Source organism: Amycolatopsis albispora, from assembly GCF_003312875.1.
Taxonomy (GTDB): domain Bacteria; phylum Actinomycetota; class Actinomycetes; order Mycobacteriales; family Pseudonocardiaceae; genus Amycolatopsis; species Amycolatopsis albispora.
In genome coordinates this window covers 7,640,465-7,657,941 of the sequence record NZ_CP015163.1, presented here as the reverse complement: position 1 = coordinate 7,657,941, position 17,477 = coordinate 7,640,465, and the positions used below count along the sequence as shown (strand labels likewise).

Here is a 17,477-nt window from a genome sequence, read left to right as displayed (position 1 = left end):
CGCTGCTCCTCTCAGACCCCGGCCCCGGCCAGCGCGGGGCTCGGCGAACGCACGCCTTCACGGCGCAGGTAGACCACCCAGGTCACACCGGCGCAGATCAGGTAGAACACGCAGAACGCGACGAACGCGGGCACGCCGCCACCGGTACCGGCGAAGGAGGCGCGGAAGGCCAGGTTGATGAACAGCCCGCCGATCGCGCCGATCGCCCCGGCCAGCCCGATCAGGGCACCGGACAGGCGCCGCGCCCGCAGCAGCTCGGCCGTCTCGGACGCGCCGGTCTCGATGGCCGACTGCGCCTTGGCGCGGAAGATCGCCGGGATCATCTTGTAGGTGGATCCGTTGCCGATCCCGGAAAGCACGAACAACACGATGAACGCCACGGTGAACATCGCCAGCGACTTCGCGTTCGACGCCACGATCGCGCCCACCGCGGCGACCGCCATGCCGCCGAAGGTCACCAGGGTCACCTTCGCGCCACCGATCCGGTCGGCCAGCGTGCCGCCCACCGGCCGGATCAGCGAGCCGATCAGCGGGCCGAGAAAGGTCACCGCGGCCGCCTGCAGCGGCGTGCGGCCGAACTGGTTCTGCAGCACCAGGCCGAAGGCGAAGCTGTAGCCGATGAACGAGCCGAAGGTGCCGATGTAGAGGAACGACATCACCCAGGTGTGCTTGTCCCTGACCACTTCGCGCATGGCCCTGGTGTCACCGCGCACGCTGGCGAGGTTGTCCATGTACAGGTAGGCGAGCAACGCGGCCAGCACGATCAGCGGCAGGTAGATGAACAGCACCAGCCGCGGCGCCATCGCACCGGCGGTGCCGATCACCAGCAGCCCGACCAGCTGGATGGCCGCCACGCCGAGATTGCCGCCGCCCGCGTTCAGCCCGAGCGCCCAGCCCTTGAGCCGTTCCGGGTAGAAGGTGTTGATGTTGGTCATCGACGAGGCGAAGTTGCCGCCGCCGACCCCGCCGAGCGCGGCCACCAGCAGGAAGGTGCCCAGCGAGGTGCCCGGCTCCATCACGATCGCGGCCAGCGTGGTCGGCACCACCAGCAGCGCCGCGCTCACCACCGTCCAGTTGCGACCGCCGAACTTCGCCACCGCGAAGGTGTACGGCAACCGCATCAGCCCGCCGACCACGGTCGGCGTGGAGACCAGCAGGAACTTGTCCGCCGCCGAGAAGCCGTACTCCGGCCCCATGAACAGCACCATCACCGACCACAGCGTCCAGATCGAGAAGCCGACGTGCTCGGCGAAGATGGAGAACCACAGGTTCCGCCTGGCCACCCGCTTGCCGGTGGTCTCCCAGAACTCCGCGTTCTCCGGTTCCCAGTGCTGGATCCAGTGTTTTGTCCGCATGCGTTGCCTTTCGGAGCCGTTCAAGCCGTTCGAGCCGTTCAGGAGGTTTCGGCCAGCCAGCCGGCGATGCCGCGCACGGCATCGGCACAGCCACCGCAGCCGGTGGTCGCCCTGGTCGCCGCGGCCAGCGCGGGCACGTCGGTCGCGCCCGCCCGCCACTGCTCGACCAGCCGCCCCTTGGTCACCGAGTTGCAGCGGCAGACCACGGCGGAAGCGGGCAGGTTGGCCGGGCTCACCGACGACGCCGGCGCTTCACCCGGCCCGGGGAGCGCGCGGCCGAGCAGCAGCGCGAGCTTGTCCTCGGGCAGCCGGGCGCCCCGGTCGTAGAGCTGGGTCAGGTTCGCCGCCGCGTCGGGCAGGCCGAGCACGATCGCGCCGGCCACCTTTTCCTCGCGCACCAGCAGTTTCGCGTACCGGCCCCGGGTCGAGTCGGACACGCTGAGCACTTCGGCGCCGGTGGTGTCGGTGTCGCCGAACGCCGCCAGGTCCACGCCGCGCGCCTTGAGCCTGGTCACCACCGGGGTGCCGCGGTAGCGGGTGGCGGTGTTCTCGCCGGTGACCAGATCGGCCACCACCGCCGCCTGCTCCCAGGCGGGCTGCACCAGCCCGGACACCGTGCCCGGGTGCTGGGCGCAGTCGCCGATGGCGAACACCCGGCCGTCGCTGGTGCGCAAGGAGTCGTCAACGAGCACGCCGCGGTCCACGGCCAGCCCGGCTTCGCGGGCGAGCGCGGTGTCGGCACGCACCCCGGCGGAAACCACCACCAGATCGGCCTGGACGTACGAGCCGTCGTCGAGCTTGAGCCCGTCGCCGGGCAGGTAGCGGGCCGCGGTCGCGCCGAGCTTGAACTCGATGCCCAGTCCCCGCAGGGTTTCCGCGAGCACGCGCCCGCCTTCGGGGTCGAGCTGGCGTTCCATCAGGTGCCCGACCGGGTGCACCACGGTGACCAGGTTCCCGCGCCCGGCCAGCCCGCGCGCGGCCTCCAGGCCGAGCAGCCCGCCGCCGAGCACCGCCACCGGCGCGCCGACCCTGGCCGCGTCGAGAATGCGTTCGCAGTCACCGAGGGTTCGGAAGGGGACCACGCCGGGCGCCGGTTCGCCGGTCTCCGTGGTCAGCCCCTCGACCGGGGGCAGCCACGGCGCGGCCCCCGTGGCCAGCACCAGGGCGTCATAGTCCACAGTGGACCCATCAGCCAGCTCGACGTGGCGCGCGGTCCGGTCGATGCGTGCCACCGAGGTGCCCACGCGCAGATCGACGTCGTTCTCCTTGGCCCACTCGGCATCGTGCAGCCACACCGATTCCGGGCGCATGGTGCCCGCGACCACCCCGGAGAGCAGCACCCGGTTGTACGCCGGATGGGTCTCGGCGCCGATCACGGTCAGCGACACACGCGCGCCGTCGGGGTCGCGGCGCCGGATCTCCTCGGCGACCCTGGCCCCGGCCATGCCGTAGCCGATCACCACCACGTCGCGGGTCATCGCGCACCTGCCAGGCGGACGGCGCACACCTTGAACTCCGGCATGCGGCTGGTCGGGTCGAGCGCCGGGTTCGTCAGCAGGTTCGCCCGCTGCGCACCGGGGAAGTGGAACGGCAGGAACACCAGGTCCGGCCGCATCGAGGAAACACAGCGCACGCGGGCCCGCACCGCACCGCGCCGGGATTCGACCTCGGCCCAGTCACCGTCGGCGAGCCCGGCCCGCGCGGCGGTGTCCGGGTGCACCTCGACGAAGGCCTCGGGCACGGCGTCGGTCAGCTCCTCGACCAGCCGCGTCTGCGCACCCGACTGGTAGTGCTGGAGCACGCGGCCCGTGGTGGCCTGCAACGGAAATTCGGCATCCGTCGGCTCGGCGGGGCCGCGGTGGTCGACCGGGTGGAACCGCGCGCGGCCGTCAGCGTGCGCGAACCGGTCGAGGAACATGCGCGGGGAACCAGGGTGGTCCCGCTCGGGCACCGGCCAGTGCAGCCGTTCCCCGTCGCGCAGCCGGTCGTAGGTGATGCCGGAGTAGTCGGCGAGCCCGCCCTTCGAGGCGGCCCGGAGTTCTTCGAACACGGCCTCCGCGTTGGCCGGAAAGCGGCCGTCCGGCTGGCCGAGCCTGCTCGCCAGGCCGGACAGCACGTCGAGATCGGTGCGGACGCCGTCGGGTGGGTCGATCGCGCGGCGGCGCAGCAGCACCCGCCCCTCGATGTTGGTCATCGTGCCCTCCTCCTCGGCCCACTGCGTGATGGGCAGCACAACGTCGGCGAGCGCGGCCGTTTCGGACAGCACCAGGTCGGCGACCACCAGGAAGTCCAGTGCCGCCAGGCGGTCCGCGATCCGCGCCGACCGCGGCGCGGACACCAGCACGTTGCTGCCGAACACCAGCAACCCGCGCGGGCCGTCCACGGTGCCCAGCGCGTCGAGCAGTTCGTAGGCCGAGCGGCCGGGACCGGGCAGCGATTCCGGCGGCACGCCCCACACCCCGGCGACGTGCGCCCGCGCGGCCGGGTCGTCGATGCGCCGGTAACCGGGCAGCTGGTCGGCCTTCTGCCCGTGCTCACGCCCGCCCTGGCCGTTGCCCTGGCCGGTCAGGCAGCCGAAGCCCGACCCGACCCGGCCCGGAAGTCCCAGTGCCAGCGCGAGATTGATCCACGCGCTGACCATGTCGGCGCCGCTGGCGTGCTGCTCGGTACCGCGTGCGGTGAGCACGTAGGCGTTGCGCGCACCGGCCAGCCGGGCGGCGACCGCGCGCTGGTCGGCGGCCGACACGCCGGTGATCCGCTCCACCCGCTCCGGCCACCACGCCGCCGCGATCCGCCACACCGCGCCGAACCCGCTGGTTCGTTCGTCCACATAGGACTGGTTGAGCAGGCCGTCGGCGACCACCGCGTGCAGGATGCCCAGTGCCAGCGCCAGATCCGTGCCGGGAGCCGGTTGCAGGTGCAGTTCGGCCAGCTCCGCGGTGGCCGTGCGCCGCGGATCGACCACGATCAGCCCGCGCTTGAGGTACCGCGCGAACGGCGGCATGGTCTCCGCGGGATTCGAGCCGACGAGCAGGATCGCGTCGGCTTCGGCGAGGTCTTCGAGCGGGAACGGCAGCCCGCGGTCGAGGCCGAACGCGCGCATCCCGGCCGCGGCCGCCGACGACATGCAGAACCGGCCGTTGTAGTCGACCTGCGACGTGCCGAGCGCGACGCGGGCGAACTTCCCCAGCAGATAGGCCTTTTCGTTGGTCAGCCCGCCACCGCCGAACACCGCGTTCGCGTCCGCGCCGTATTCGCGCTTCAACTCCGCCAGCCGGGTGGCGACCAGGTCGAGCGCGGTGTCCCAGCTCGCCGGGCGCAGTTCGCCGTCCACCCGGACCAGCGGGGTGGTCAGCCGCGCCGGTGAGGTGAGCAGGCTGCCCGCCGTCCAGCCCTTCTGGCACAGCCCGCCCTCGCCGGCCGGTGCGGTTTCCGTGCCGCGCACCGCCATCGCGCACTGCAGCGCGCAGTACGGGCAGTGCGTGACCGTGCCGGTCACCGGTTCGCTGATCGCGGTCATCGGCCTCCTTCCGCCGGTCCTGACGGTAAGGAGCGCTTGTTACTCGAAAACGACCGAATGTTTCAGGCGTTTGACATTGCCCGGACGATCACGGGCCGGTGGCGGTGAAGTCTCAGAGCAGGGCGCTGACTTCGCGGGCGGCCACGCGCAGGCCGTCCAGGGAAGACGGCGTGAAATCCGGGTCCAGCGCAATGATCGCCAACCGGAACAGTGTGGCGCGCAACACAAGCTGTGGCCACTCGGGCAGATGCGCCCAGCGTTGCAGCAGCTGCGGATCGGCCCCGCCCCAGGCGAGCGCGTCCACGGTGGCCACCGCGGCACCCCATTCGGCGGGCCGGAAGTACGGTTCGAAGTCGACGATGCCGGGCGGCTCGTCCCCGTCGAACAGGACGCGGCCGAACAACTCGCCGTGCACCAGCTGGTCCGGCCCGTGCACCGGGCGCCGCGCCCCGGCGAGCACCTCGAACCAGCCGCCGCCCTTCTTCTCGTCCAGATCGGGTTCGAGCTCTTCCCAGGCCATCCGGTCGGCGATGGCGTAGACGTCGCGGCGGGCGGCCAGGAAGTCCGGGCGCGGTTCGTCCGCGGTCGCCTGGTGCAGCTTCACCGCGGCCAGCACCAGCTCGTCGTAACGCGGCTGCGGCGTGCCGGAGATGAACCGGCTCGCCGTCCAGCCCGCCACGATCGACCGGCCGTCGGTGGCGCGGACCGGCCGGGCGACCCGCACGTCGGGCAGCGTGATGCGTTCCATCGTGCGGGCCTGCCACAGCGTTCTGGCCCGGTCGTACACCGGCTTGAGCACCAGGTCACCGCAGCGCCAGCCCGGTCCGGACGGCATCGGCTCCGGTTCGGCGCCCTTCGCCCCGAACGCCGCCATGGCGTGCGGCGGCGGGGGCTGGCGTCTCGGGGCCGGTGCGGTCACACCCGCACGCTATCGCGCTGGGGCGTGGGATCAAGGGATCCTCAGTAGGTCGGCAGGCTCGGGTCGACCTGCCGCGCCCACGCGAGCACCCCGCCACCGAGGTGCGTGGCGTCCTTGAACCCGGCCTGGTGCAACGCGGCCAGCGCCTCCGCCGAGCGCGCACCCGACTTGCAGTGCAGCACGATCGGCTTGTCCTGCGGCAGTTCGGCCAGCGCCTCCCCGGACAGAATGCGGTCCTTCGGGATCAGCTTCGCGCCCTTGATGTTCACGATCTCGTACTCGTGCGGCTCGCGGACGTCGATCAGCTCGAAGTTCTCGCCGTTGTCGAACTTGGCCTTCAGCTCGGGCGCGGTGATCGTGCTGTTCGACGCGGCCTGCTGCGCCTCGTCGGAGACCACCCCGCAGAACGCCTCGTAGTCGATCAGCTCGGTGATCTTCGGTGTGTCCGGGTCCTTGCGGATCTTGACCTCGCGGTACCGCATCTCCAGCGCGTCGTAGCTGATCAGGCGGCCCAGCAGCGGCTCGCCGATGCCGGTGATCAGCTTGATCGCCTCGTTCACCATGATCGAGCCGATCGAGGCGCACAGCACGCCGAGCACGCCGCCCTCGGCGCACGACGGCACCATGCCGGGCGGCGGCGGCTCGGGGTAGAGGTCGCGGTAGTTCAGGCCCTTGCCGTTCGGCGCGTCCTCCCAGAACACGCTGACCTGGCCCTCGAACCGGAAGATCGAGCCCCACACGTACGGCTTGCCGAGGATCACCGCGGCGTCGTTGACCAGGTAGCGGGTGGCGAAGTTGTCCGTGCCGTCGACGATCAGGTCGTAGTCGCGGAAGATGTCCAGCGCGTTGGAGCTGTCCAGCCGGTCGGTGTGCAGGTGCACCTTGACGTTCGGATTGGTCTCGGCCAGCGACTCCTGCGCGGAGGCGGCCTTCAGCTTGCCCACGTCGCCCTGCCCGTGGATCACCTGGCGCTGCAGGTTCGACTCGTCGACCACGTCGAAGTCGACGATGCCCAGCGTGCCGACCCCGGCCGCGGCCAGGTACAGCAGGGCCGGGCTGCCCAGTCCACCGGCGCCGATGACCAGCACCTTGGCGTTCTTGAGCCGCTTCTGCCCGTCCATCCCGACATCCGGGATGATCAGGTGACGGCTGTAGCGGGCCACCTCGTCCTTGGTGAGCTCGGCGGCCGGCTCGACGAGCGGCGGCAGCGTGCCTGACATCGTGGTGGACCTCCAAAATTCGCGCGGGGTTCTCGCGTACCAGTATCACTAACGCACGAATCCCGCGCGGTCTTCCCCGTGTCCACGCACTGGGACGGGGTTGCGAGCTCAGCCCGCCTGCGCTCCGGGGTTCGGGTAGCTGTTCGGCTTGCAGACCTTGCCGTCGGCGGGCACGGAGTTCCGGTCGCCGCCGGGCACGTTGTTCAGCTTGGCCACGTAGTCGTTGGCCACGCCGAAGCTCTGCTGCATCATCACCGGCGCCAGGTCGCCGTCCTTGCCGCAGCCGATGTGGCCGTGGCCCAGCGCGTGCCCGACCTCGTGGTTGATCGCGTACTCGCGGTAGGCCAGCAGGTCCGAGCTGAACGCCTTGGCGCCGCGCACCCAGCGGGCGAGGTTGATCACCACCTGCTTGGTGTCGCCCTTGCGGCACGAGGCCTCGTACGGGATGGACGAGCCGCACACCTTCTTCGCGGTGTCCGATGTGGTCAGCACCACCCGGAAGTCCGGGTCCGGATCGCTGTTGTCCACCCGCTGCAGCCGCAGCTGCCCGCTGCCCGCCCAGCCACGCGGGTCCGCGGACAGAATGCCCTGCACGGTGTTCGCGAAGGTGTCCTCACCGCCGATGTCCTCCGGCGGGATGCCGTCCTCGATTTCGATGGTGTACTTCCACAGCTTGCCGCCGCTGCCGTACGGCTCCGACTTGCCGGGCACCACGTGCCAGGTGCCCTGCCCCTGCTGGGTGTAGGGCTTGCCCTCCGGCAGGTCGGCGGTCGGGATGTTCAGGTCCATCTGCGGCGCGGGCAGCTCGGCACCGGCGGGCGCGGCCTCGCCCTCGCCGTTGGTGCCGGTGCCCTCACCCCCGGCGAGCGCGGTCGCGCCCTGCTCCACCTGGGGTGTCTCGGGCGGGCTGGTCGCGGTGTCGAAGACCACCAGCGCGGTGACCACCGCGAGCACCGGCAGCGCGTACACCCGCCAGCCGTAGGTCTTGGTCAGCTTGCCGACCTTGCCGCGCTTCGGCGCGGGCTCCGGCTCCTCCTCGCGCGGCCGCCACGACGCGCTCAACGGCTCCGCGGCCGTGCGGCGCGAGCCGGGGCGATAACGCTCCTCACCGGCGCGAACGGCACGTCCGCTGCCCGTGGGATAGCCGCCGTAGCGGTCGGAACGACGGGCCGAAGACGAGTACGGCGAGCGTTCACCGCCGCCTCGCGCGCCATTCGTCACCCGGTTCGCCACGCGTCCAGGGTGCCATATCCAAAACGTTATGCCGTGGCCGACCGGCGCCCGACACCCCGGAAATCCCTCACCCGAACGGGTTACCAGGCGTCCGCTTCGACACGCTCCCACATACCCAGCACCGCCCTCGCTACGGTATTCGGGCGTTCCATTTGGGCCACATGCCCCGTTCGTGGCAGGACGAGTAGCCGAGCACGCGGGATCAGCGTCGCCGTCCGTGACGCGCGGCGCACCGAAATCACCCGGTCCTTCTCCCCCCAGACGACCAGGGTGGGCGCGGTCACCTCGGCCGCCGCCGCCCACAGCGAAGCCGGGCCCCGGCTGAACCAGGCGCGGAAGATGCCGAAGGTGCTGCGGGCCATCGCGGGCGCCGCCCAGGCGAACTCGGCCCGCGCGCTGTGCTCCTCGGCGAGTTCGGCGAGCCGCTGAGCCGGGAAGGAGTCCGGATCGGCGAAGCACAGCTTGATCACCTGCTTCGCGCGCTCCTCCGGGCCGAGCGCGGCCAGTGCCCGGCGGACCCGCTTGCCGAGGAACGGCAGGTAGGCCAGCGCCATGCGGGGATCGGACAGCCGGCGGTGGTCGACCCGGCGGTCCGGCATGGCCGGTGAGATCAGGGTGAGCGTGCGCACCAGGTCCGGTCGCCGCGCGGCGACCAGCAGCGCGATGGCGCCGCCCATCGAGTTGCCGAGCAGGTGCACCGGCCCCTTGCCGAGCCCCTCGAGGAAGCGGGCCAGCAGCGCGGCGTGGGAATTGAGCCCGAAGTCGAACTCGGCGGGTGGCTCGGAGAAGCCGAAACCGGGCAAATCGACCGAGATGCCGCTGGCGAACGGGGCCAGCAGGGCCGACAGGTCGGTCCAGTTCGTCGACGAGCCGCCGAGGCCGTGGACGTAGACCGCGACGGTCCCGTCCGCGCCCGGCGTCCGGCGCAGATGCAGGCCGATCCCGCCGATTTCCTCGGTTTTGCCTGGCCAGGGCACCACGTGCGGGTCGAGCGGCGCCAGCGGGGTGGTGGTCAGCGGCACATGGGTGATCGGCGTTCTGCCGTTGGTGGTAGTCGGCGGCACTCGTCCAGAATGCCTGATGTGGCCGGACGCTTGGCGTTCGCTAAGTACCGGCGAGTAATGTCAGGGGGACGCTTCGGCCGCGGTGACCCCCGCGCGAGGCGGAGAAGTCTGGAGGGACTGATGACGGAAGCGGCTCAAAGCAGCCCGCGAACGCAGGTTCGGCTGCCTCGCACGGAACGGCGGGCCCAGCTGCTGACCGCCGCCCAGCGCGTGTTCGCCGCCAACGGCTACCACGCGGCCGCGATGGACGAGATCGCCGAGCAGGCCGGGGTCAGCAAGCCCGTGCTCTACCAGCACTTCCCCGGCAAGCTCGACCTCTACATCGCGCTGCTGGAAAGCCACGTCGACGAGCTGGTGCGCCGGGTGCGGGCGGCGCTCGACTCCACCACGGACAACAAGCAGCGCGTGCCGGCCACCGTCGGCGCCTTCTTCGACTTCGTCAACGGCGACGCCGGTGCGTTCCGGATGATCTTCGAATCGGACCTGCGCGGTGAGCCCGCCGTGCAGCAGGCGGTGGACAGGGCGACCTCGGCGAGCGTGGACGCGATCACCGAGACCATCACCGCCGACGCCGGCCTCGACGAGGACCGCGCCCGGCTGCTGGCCGTCGGCCTGGTCGGGCTGAGCCAGGTCAGCGCCCGATTCTGGCTGGCCAACCACAGCTCGATCAGCCGGGAGGAGGCGGTCGCGCTGACCTCCACCCTGGCCTGGCGCGGCATCGGCGCCGGCTTCCCGCTCCAGCACCACTCGTAACGGCCCACCCGATGTCACGAATGTGGCTTTCGAGACGTTTCGCGTCCCGAAAGCCACATTCGTGACACTCGCCAGAGCCTCACACCCCGGCCGGTACCGGCACCTTCAGCAGCGCGCGGATCCGCGCGGCGACCTCGTCGGCGCGTTCGTAGGGCAGCATGTGCCCCGCCCGCGGGAAGTAGACGAAGTCCGCGTCCGGCAGTTCTTCGGCGATCACCCTGGCGTGCGGCACCGGGCACAGCCGGTCCAGCTGCCCGGCGAGCACGACCGCCGGCGTGCCGCGGAGGGCGGCCAGCGCGAGCCGGCGGTCGTGCCGGGTGATCGCCTCCAGGAAGCCCGCGATGCTCGCGGGATGCGCGCGCAGGGCCTGTGCCGCGACGTCCAGTACGTCCGCCCGTGCCGCCCCCCTCCCGAACGCGAGCCAGCGGGTGAACGGCGCCAGGAACCCCGGACTCCCGGGCAGGGTGTCCTTGCGACGCCGTTCGAGCAGGCTCCTCACCCGCGGTTCCACCCTGGGCACCCCTCGCCCGGCGAGGCCGGGAAGGCCCAGGGTGAGCCGGTTCATCTCGCCGGACGAGGTGGCCACGAAAGCCACCCCGGCCACCCGTCGCGAGACCAGTTCCGGATGACGCTCGGCCAGCGCCATCATCGTCATGCCGCCCATCGAGTGCCCGGCCAGCACCAGCGGCCCGTCCGGCACCACCGCTTCGAGCACCTCGGCCAGGTCGTCGGCGATCTGCTCGATCGTCGCCGTGCCCGGCCGCGCGGGCGCCGACCTGCCGTGCCCGCGGTGGTCGTAACGCAGCAGCCGTTGCCCCGGCAGCCGCTGGACCACCGGCTCCCAGCAGGTCAGGTCCTGCGTCCAGCCGTGCACCAGCACCAGCGTCACCGCGGCGTCCGGCGGCCCGCTCAGCTCGAGGTGCAGCCGGGTGCCGTCGGCGGTGACGAATTCGCGCGCGCTCATTTCGCCGGCAGGAGGAAGGACTTCTTCCAGAAGTACATCCCCGGTTTGCCGACCAGGCCCGCTTCCTGGAGGAACGGCATGATCTTGTCGCCCGCCCAGCCGATGGTCTGGTGCCAGTTCGGGTTGTTCAGCGCCGCCTCGACCCCGTCACGCGGCCGGATGCCGACCGCCTTGTAGACGTTCGGGTTGATGAACGAGCGCGTCACGAAGTAGGAGATGAACGCGATCAGGAACTGCTGGTAGACCAGCTCGGCCCGGTTCAGCTTGGCCATGCCGCGGGTGACCTCCTCCCGCGCGAAGGTCACGTGACGGGCTTCCTCCAGCACGTGGATCCGGTTCACCATGCGCACCAGCGGCTGGATCTCCGGGTCGTTCATCTGCTCGCGCTGCAGCCGGTCCAGCACCTCCTCGGCGACCAGGATGGCGCCGTAGCGGGCGGGACCGTAGCTGATCGCCGGCATCAGCTTGGCCAGCTGGCGCAGCGCGGGCACCGGCCCGTACACCGGGCAGCCGATCCTCGCGGACATCCGCGCGAACATCGTCGAGTGGCGGCACTCGTCGGCCACCTCGGTCAGCGCGTACTGCGCGTGACTGCTGGTCGGGTCCGCCGCGTAGACCTCCTTGAGCAGCATCTGCATCAGCAGGATCTCGAACCAGAGCCCGGTGGTGGCCACGCTGGCCACCTCGTGCTTGCCGAGTTCGATGCGCTGCTCCGGCGTCAGCTTCTCCCAGAGTTCCGTGCCGTAGAGGCTCGACCGGTGCTCCGGGATGTAGCGCTTGCCCGGCACCAGCGGCGCGTCCCAGTCGATGTCGACGTCAGGGTCGTAGAACTTGTTCGCCGAAGACTTGAGCAGTCGTTCCGCGGTCTTTTCCCGACCCGCGTCCTTGAGCGTCCGCGTCATTGCCGACCCTGCCTTCCACACACCCGCACTTGTGTGTAACTTGAGGTAACAGTTACCTCTGGTAGCATGCGAGACATGGTCGGCCGTGTCAAGCGCAACAGCAAGCAAGCCAGCAAGCAGCCCTCGTCCGCCGAGGCGGAGACGGGGGACGCCCGGCGCGACCGCTGGCGCAAGCACCGCATCGCCCGCCGCGCGGAGTTCGTCGAGGCGGCGCTGCGGGCGCTGGACGAGCACGGCCCCGACCTCGGGATGGAGCACGTCGCCGCGGAGGCTGGCGTGACCAAGCCGGTGCTGTACCGGCACTTCGAGGACAAGGCCGACCTGTTCGTGGCACTCGGCCAGCGCGGCACGAACATCCTGTTCGAGCGCCTGATCCCGGCGATCAACGCCGAACTGGCGCCGCTGCCGCGGATCCGGATGGCGCTGGACGCGTTCTTCGGCGTGATCGAGGAGCACCCGAACCTGTACCGGCTGCTGGCGCGCGGGTCGTGGCCGGACAAGCCGGTGGACTCGGACGTGGTCGCCGAGGACAAGGAACTGATCGCGACGGCGCTGACCGCGTTGCTCGGTGACTACATGCGCATGTTCAACATGGACTCGGGCGCCGCGGAACCGTGGGCGCACGGCATCGTCGGGCTGGTGCAGAACACCGGCGAATGGTGGCTCGAACGGCGGTCGATGAGCCGGGACAGCGTGGTCGAGTACCTGACCCAGCTGATCTGGGCGGCGATCGACGGGCTGCTGCGCCAGCGGGGCGTGGTGGTGGATCCGAACCTGCCGCTGGAGCAGAACAAGGTCGTGCAGTTGGCACGGGGAAAGGACGAGACGGCGTGAGCGAGCACGAACACGACGACGAAGACGGCTACACCGGCGACGCGACCCTGGTGGTCGGGGAGACGGAGCTGGCCGTGAAGGTCCAGCTGCGGGGCCACTTCCAGCCGATCGACGGCTACTACCACTGGTACGGCCGGATCGGCGCCTCGGCCGAGCTGTCCGAACTGCTCGGCGGGAAGAAGACGAAGGCGGAACTGCGCACGCCGGAGGGCTCGGCCGCGTGTGAACTGTCCGATCCGGACCCGTGGGACCGGTACCGCGTCATGGGCACCAGCACCCCGCCCTTCCACGTGCCGAAGTCGCTCGAAGAAATCGAAGCCGCCACCGCGTAGCTGTCACGAATGTGGCTTTCGAGACGCCTGGCGTCTCGAAAGCCACATTCGTGACATTCACTAGGGAGCGCCCGGCGGAATCAGCTTTCCCGGCCACTTCGAGGCCTGGTGCAGCACCCATTCCAGCGGCCCCCGCCCGATCCACTTCTTCCAGGCGACCGCAAAAACCAGGGCGACCCCGCCGAACCACAGCCAGTGCGTCAGGCTGAACGCGTCCTTCTCCCGGAAGAACCACCAGATCGCCACGAAGTGCCCGGCGTACGCGGTCAGCGCGATCGACCCCAGGTCCGCCACCGGCCGCAGCAGCCGGCCCCAGCGCCGCGACAGCAGCATGCACCCGCCGATCACCACCGCCGACACGCCGATGCAGCCGACCAGGTCGAACGGCGTGTACGAGTGTCCATTCGCGACGAACTCCCAGGCCAGCGTCGTGGTTGGCGGCGTGCCGAACGACTGGTTCACGTTCAGCTCGTAGAACTCCGCCGGGCTCATCCCGGCCGCGGTCGCCGCCGGGATCAGTGAGCGGTAGATCTCCTCGCGCCCGCCCAGCACGTCCGTGGCCAGCCAGGACAGCGTGTACGCCACCGCCGCGGTGATCGCGCCGCCCGCGACCAGGCGACGGCAGACCAACTCGGACCGCAGGTTCATCCGGCCGATCGCCATCCCGGCGAAGAGGTAGGCCATCAGGCTCACCGCCGGGAACGTCCCGGTCAGCAGCAGCACCTGCAGGATGTAGTCGAACGACGCGGTGCTGAACGTCTCGATCGTCGCGTCCGGGATCCACAGCACCAGGTCACGCGGCGCGACGTGCGAGCGGATCGCGAACGACAGGAACGGCATCACCGTCGCGCAGAACGCGGCACCGGCGATCAGCGCCGGGATGCCGAGCCGCAGGAACGGGATCGCCAGCACAAAGCAGGCCCCGTAGTAGGCCAGGATGATCAGGTACCCGGTGTGCAGGTTGGTCAGGAACAACCCGAGCGCGATCAGCAGCGGCGCCCTGGTCAGCAGCCGGAGCACCACCCGCGCCCACGGCCGCCCGGTCTTCGGCACCTCGCCGCCGGACATCAGCGCTATCGACACCCCGGCGAGCACCGCGAACAGGGCCGCGGACCGCCCTTCGAACGGCAGGAACGCCAGGTTCAGCCCGCCGTGCGCGGGATGGGGGCCGACGTGCACCGCGTACATGCCGAGCACCGCGACGCCCCTGGCGACGTCGACGCCGGTCAACCGCAGGGTGCGCGTACCGGGCAGGAGGGTCTGAGCTTCGTCGAGCACGCCCGTGCGTGCCTCTGCCGCAGTGACGCCGTCCACCTCATCTCTCGCATCGCCGGCCAGCAGGTCCCCCAGAACCCGCGAAACAGTGTGCCCTGCGTAGCTGAGATGGAGCTAAGAGTGTGGCAAAAACAACGATTTGAACACTTCCGGGGGAAGCCGCTGGCGGCCTCCCCCGGTCAGCGGCTATGCGCCGACGGCGAAGCCGACCTTGCGCACGTCGTTCGGCGCGATCTCGACGTACGCGATGCGGTCGGCGGGCACCAGGAACTTGCGGCCCTTGTCGTCGGAGATGCGGAACAGCCCGTCGGCGGCGTTGATGGCCTCCGACACCAGCTTCTCCACCTCCTCGGCGGACTGGCCGCTGGACACCACGAGCTCGCGTGGGGTGTCCTTGATGCCGATCTTGACCTCCACCTGGGACCTCCGCCTGGATCTGGGATGAGACGTACAGCAGCCAGGCTAACCGAGCCCGAGGACCTGCATTCTCTTGGTGTGACCCTGCTGGAGCCGCCGGAACAGCTGCGCTATCCCGGACAGGTCACCCGATCCGCTGACGATCAGCTCGGCGAGCCCGTCACGCTCGGCGACCACGTACTGGGCCTGGGTCAGCGCCTCGCCGAGCAGCCGCCGTCCCCACAGGGCCAGTTTGTCGCGCTGGGTGCGGTCGGCCTGGATGGCCGCGGCGACCTCCTGCTCGGCGAAGGCCGAGTGCCCGGTGTCGGCCAGCACGGTGAGCACCAGGTCCTTGGTCTCCGGGTCCAGCCAGTGCGCGATCTCGCGGTACAGGTCGGCCGCCAGCCCGTCACCGACGTAGGCCTTCACCAGTGATTCCAGCCACGATTTCGGGGCCGTCGAAGCGTGCCAGGCGTCCAGCGGCCGGACGAACGGCTCCATCGCGCGCTCGACCGTCACCCCGTGCCGCGAGAGGTACTCCGACAGCTGCTGGTAGTGCCCGATCTCGGCGGCCGCCATGGTCGACAACGCGGCGCGCCCGCCCAGCGTGGGCGCCGATCTCGCGTCCTCGGCGAGCCGGTCGAACGCGGACAGCTCGCCGTACGCGAGCACCCCGAGCAGATCGACGACACCCTCGCTGATCTTGTCTTTTCCGTCGGTCACGAAGGTGAGCCTAGTCGCCCGCAACGGGTGACCGAGATCACGTGGCGGGCGCGGCGGGTAGTCGTTTCCGGAAATCGGCGGGGTACACTTCGCGTTGGATCAAGAGGATCTGCCGCACCACGGCGGCGCGTCCCCCGGCTCAAGGACCGGGGCGGACGCGCCGGGGTAGCGGTGACATGTGTGCGTACGCCTCCACACCGACGGCATTCCCGCGCGAGCTTTCCGCGGTCGAGTGTCACGACGCCAGGCTGTGCGCGCTGGTACGAGAGAGGCGATCACCCTGACCGCAAGCGAAAACCACGAAGAGAACATCACTACCGGTAATGATCCGGTCGCGCTCGAGCACAGCGAGACCGGGCTGCCGGCGACCGACCCGTCCCACCCGCTCCAGGCAGGCGCCCCGGTCGAGCCGGAGGCCCCCACGTTCGCCGAGTTCGGCGTCCGCCCGGAGATCGTGCGCGCGCTCGCCGAGAGCGGGATCGAGCGCACCTTCGCCATCCAGTCGCTGACGCTGCCGCTGGCGATGGCCGGCGACGACCTGATCGGCCAGGCGCGGACCGGCATGGGCAAGACCCTCGGCTTCGGCGTGCCGCTGCTGCACCGGATCGTCACCCCCGGCGACGGCACCCCGCAGGCACTGATCGTGGTGCCGACCCGTGAGCTGTGCCTCCAGGTCGCGCGCGACCTCACCGACGCGGGCAAGCACCTGGGCATCCGCACGCTGGCCATCTACGGCGGCCGCCCGTACGAGCCGCAGATCGCCGCCCTGCGCAAGGGCATCGACGTGGTCATCGGCACCCCCGGCCGCCTGCTCGACCTCGCCGAGCAGCAGCACCTGGTGCTCGGCAAGGTGCGCAACCTGGTGCTGGACGAGGCCGACGAGATGCTCGACCTCGGCTTCCTGCCGGACATCGAGCGCATTCTCGGCATGGTCCCCGACGAGCGTCAGACCATGCTGTTCTCGGCCACCATGCCGGGCCCGATCATCACGCTGGCCAGGACGTTCCTGCCCCAGCCGACGCACATCCGCGCCGAGGAGAACGACGCGGGCGCGGTGCACGAGCGCACCACCCAGTTCGTCTACCGGGCGCACTCGCTGGACAAGACCGAGCTGATCGCCAAGATCCTGCAGGCCGAGGGCCGCGGGCTGTGCATGATCTTCACCCGCACCAAGCGCACCGCGCAGAAGGTCGCCGACGAACTGGCCGAGCGCGGCTTCGCCGCCGCGGCCGTGCACGGTGACCTCGGCCAGGGCGCCCGCGAGCAGGCGCTGCGCGCGTTCCGGTCCGGCAAGATCGACGTGCTGGTGGCCACCGACGTCGCCGCCCGCGGCATCGACGTCACCGACGTCACGCACGTGATCAACTACCAGACGCCCGAGGACGAGAAGACCTACGTGCACCGCATCGGCCGCACCGGCCGCGCCGGCAAGACCGGCGTCGCGGTCACCCTGGTCGACTGGGACGAGGAAGCGCGCTGGAAGTTCATCTCCGACACGCTCGGCCTGGACAAGCCGGAGCCGGTGGAGACCTACTCCACCTCGAAGCACCTGTTCAGCGACCTCGGCATCCCGGAGGACGCGTCCGGCAGGCTGCCGCTGGCCAAGCGCACCCGCGCCGGGCTGTCGGCCGAGCCGGAGGAGAACCTCGGCGGCAAGCGCCGCGGCCGCTCCGAGACCGAGACCCCGGTCAAGCGCACCCGCCGCCCGCGCCGCCGCACCAGGGGCGGGGCCGACGCGGCCGCCGCGATCGAGGCCGCCGACGCCGCCAAGACCACCGGTGAGGGGTCCGCCGAAGGCAAGACCGAGGACCGGCCGCGCCGCCGCCGCACCCGCGGTGGCAGCAAGCCGGAGGGCGACGCCTCGGCCACCAACGAGAAGCCCGAATCCGCGGCCGGTGAGAACGGGGAGCGCCCGGCGCGCCGCCGTCGCCGCCGCCGCGCCGGTGCCCCGGCCAACACGGCCGACACATCGGCTTCGGCAGAATGA

The 17,477-nt window shown here is 70.8% G+C and carries 16 protein-coding genes; 4 read left to right on the top strand and 12 right to left on the bottom strand.

Annotated elements, in window-relative coordinates:
- Nucleotides 1-11: 11 nt before the first annotated feature.
- The 7 genes from A4R43_RS36380 to A4R43_RS36350 all read right to left on the bottom strand — a co-directional run bounded on the left by A4R43_RS36380 (nt 12) and on the right by A4R43_RS36350 (nt 9,311).
- Complete coding sequence (locus tag A4R43_RS36380) at nt 12-1,355, bottom strand: MFS transporter (RefSeq protein ID WP_113696229.1); 1,344 nt, start codon at nt 1,353-1,355, stop codon at nt 12-14.
- Between the two features lie 38 nt (nt 1,356-1,393).
- A complete protein-coding gene (locus tag A4R43_RS36375; protein WP_113696228.1) occupies nt 1,394-2,833 on the bottom strand; it encodes an FAD-dependent oxidoreductase in 1,440 nt (479 codons plus the stop codon).
- A complete protein-coding gene (locus A4R43_RS36370) occupies nt 2,830-4,875 on the bottom strand; it encodes a molybdopterin oxidoreductase family protein (protein ID WP_162788713.1) in 2,046 nt (681 codons plus the stop codon). The genes A4R43_RS36375 and A4R43_RS36370 overlap by 4 nt, the downstream gene beginning before the upstream one ends.
- A 112-nt stretch (nt 4,876-4,987) precedes the next feature.
- The gene (locus tag A4R43_RS36365; RefSeq protein ID WP_113696227.1) at nt 4,988-5,749 is read right to left on the bottom strand and encodes a TIGR02569 family protein; all 762 of its coding nucleotides are present in this window, start codon (nt 5,747-5,749) and stop codon (nt 4,988-4,990) included.
- 86 nt (nt 5,750-5,835) lie between these two features.
- Nucleotides 5,836-7,014 (bottom strand): adenylyltransferase/sulfurtransferase MoeZ, encoded by a 1,179-nt coding sequence (gene moeZ / locus A4R43_RS36360; RefSeq protein WP_113696226.1) that lies wholly within the window; start codon nt 7,012-7,014, stop codon nt 5,836-5,838.
- A gap of 108 nt (nt 7,015-7,122) precedes the next feature.
- Nucleotides 7,123-8,247 carry a DUF3152 domain-containing protein gene (locus tag A4R43_RS36355; protein WP_113696225.1) on the bottom strand — a complete coding sequence of 375 codons (1,125 nt, stop codon included), beginning with the start codon at nt 8,245-8,247 and terminating at the stop codon, nt 7,123-7,125.
- 80 nt (nt 8,248-8,327) lie between these two features.
- Nucleotides 8,328-9,311 carry an alpha/beta fold hydrolase gene (locus tag A4R43_RS36350; protein ID WP_205215143.1) on the bottom strand — a complete coding sequence of 328 codons (984 nt, stop codon included), beginning with the start codon at nt 9,309-9,311 and terminating at the stop codon, nt 8,328-8,330.
- 120 nt (nt 9,312-9,431) lie between these two features.
- Between A4R43_RS36350 and A4R43_RS36345 the strand changes: the two genes are divergently transcribed.
- Complete coding sequence (locus A4R43_RS36345; RefSeq protein ID WP_113696224.1) at nt 9,432-10,064, top strand: TetR/AcrR family transcriptional regulator; 633 nt, start codon at nt 9,432-9,434, stop codon at nt 10,062-10,064.
- 79 nt (nt 10,065-10,143) lie between these two features.
- On the opposite strand, the gene A4R43_RS36340 is transcribed toward A4R43_RS36345, so the two are convergent.
- Both A4R43_RS36340 and A4R43_RS36335 read right to left on the bottom strand, forming a co-directional pair.
- Nucleotides 10,144-11,028 carry an alpha/beta fold hydrolase gene (locus tag A4R43_RS36340; protein WP_113696223.1) on the bottom strand — a complete coding sequence of 295 codons (885 nt, stop codon included), beginning with the start codon at nt 11,026-11,028 and terminating at the stop codon, nt 10,144-10,146.
- Nucleotides 11,025-11,930, bottom strand: coding sequence for an AurF N-oxygenase family protein (locus A4R43_RS36335; RefSeq protein WP_113696222.1), 906 nt, complete (start codon nt 11,928-11,930; stop codon nt 11,025-11,027). Before A4R43_RS36335 ends, A4R43_RS36340 begins: the two co-directional genes overlap by 4 nt.
- 75 nt (nt 11,931-12,005) lie before the next feature.
- On the opposite strand from A4R43_RS36335, the gene A4R43_RS36330 reads away from it, so the two are divergent.
- The gene (locus tag A4R43_RS36330; protein ID WP_418190772.1) at nt 12,006-12,764 is read left to right on the top strand and encodes a TetR/AcrR family transcriptional regulator; all 759 of its coding nucleotides are present in this window, start codon (nt 12,006-12,008) and stop codon (nt 12,762-12,764) included.
- Nucleotides 12,761-13,096, top strand: a complete 336-nt coding sequence (locus tag A4R43_RS36325) for a DUF4873 domain-containing protein (RefSeq protein ID WP_113696220.1) — start codon at nt 12,761-12,763, stop codon at nt 13,094-13,096. Before A4R43_RS36330 ends, A4R43_RS36325 begins: the two co-directional genes overlap by 4 nt.
- Nucleotides 13,097-13,156: 60 nt before the next feature.
- On the opposite strand, the gene A4R43_RS36320 is transcribed toward A4R43_RS36325, so the two are convergent.
- The 3 genes from A4R43_RS36320 to A4R43_RS36310 form a co-directional block, all read right to left on the bottom strand.
- Nucleotides 13,157-14,374, bottom strand: a complete 1,218-nt coding sequence (locus tag A4R43_RS36320) for a DUF418 domain-containing protein (protein ID WP_113696219.1) — start codon at nt 14,372-14,374, stop codon at nt 13,157-13,159.
- 183 nt (nt 14,375-14,557) lie between these two features.
- Nucleotides 14,558-14,788, bottom strand: coding sequence for a DUF3107 domain-containing protein (locus A4R43_RS36315; RefSeq protein ID WP_113696218.1), 231 nt, complete (start codon nt 14,786-14,788; stop codon nt 14,558-14,560).
- Nucleotides 14,789-14,833: 45 nt separating this feature from the next.
- On the bottom strand, nt 14,834-15,490 hold the full coding sequence (locus tag A4R43_RS36310; RefSeq protein ID WP_113696217.1) for a ferritin-like fold-containing protein: 657 nt from the start codon (nt 15,488-15,490) through the stop codon (nt 14,834-14,836).
- A gap of 358 nt (nt 15,491-15,848) precedes the next feature.
- Between A4R43_RS36310 and A4R43_RS36305 the strand changes: the two genes are divergently transcribed.
- Nucleotides 15,849-17,477 (top strand): DEAD/DEAH box helicase, encoded by a 1,629-nt coding sequence (locus tag A4R43_RS36305; protein ID WP_236809309.1) that lies wholly within the window; start codon nt 15,849-15,851, stop codon nt 17,475-17,477.

Bases quoted from the DNA above. Each gene is read 5' to 3' on its own strand.
- A4R43_RS36380 (WP_113696229.1), bottom strand. From the start codon at position 1,355: ATGCGGACAAAACACTGGATCCAGCACTGGGAACCGGAGAACGCGGAG.
- A4R43_RS36375 (WP_113696228.1), bottom strand. From the start codon at position 2,833: ATGACCCGCGACGTGGTGGTGATCGGCTACGGCATGGCCGGGGCCAGG.
- A4R43_RS36370 (WP_162788713.1), bottom strand. From the start codon at position 4,875: ATGACCGCGATCAGCGAACCGGTGACCGGCACGGTCACGCACTGCCCG.
- A4R43_RS36365 (WP_113696227.1), bottom strand. From the start codon at position 5,749: ATGGCGGCGTTCGGGGCGAAGGGCGCCGAACCGGAGCCGATGCCGTCC.
- moeZ (WP_113696226.1), bottom strand. From the start codon at position 7,014: ATGTCAGGCACGCTGCCGCCGCTCGTCGAGCCGGCCGCCGAGCTCACC.
- A4R43_RS36345 (WP_113696224.1), top strand. From the start codon at position 9,432: ATGACGGAAGCGGCTCAAAGCAGCCCGCGAACGCAGGTTCGGCTGCCT.
- A4R43_RS36340 (WP_113696223.1), bottom strand. From the start codon at position 11,028: ATGAGCGCGCGCGAATTCGTCACCGCCGACGGCACCCGGCTGCACCTC.
- A4R43_RS36335 (WP_113696222.1), bottom strand. From the start codon at position 11,930: ATGACGCGGACGCTCAAGGACGCGGGTCGGGAAAAGACCGCGGAACGA.
- A4R43_RS36330 (WP_418190772.1), top strand. From the start codon at position 12,006: ATGGTCGGCCGTGTCAAGCGCAACAGCAAGCAAGCCAGCAAGCAGCCC.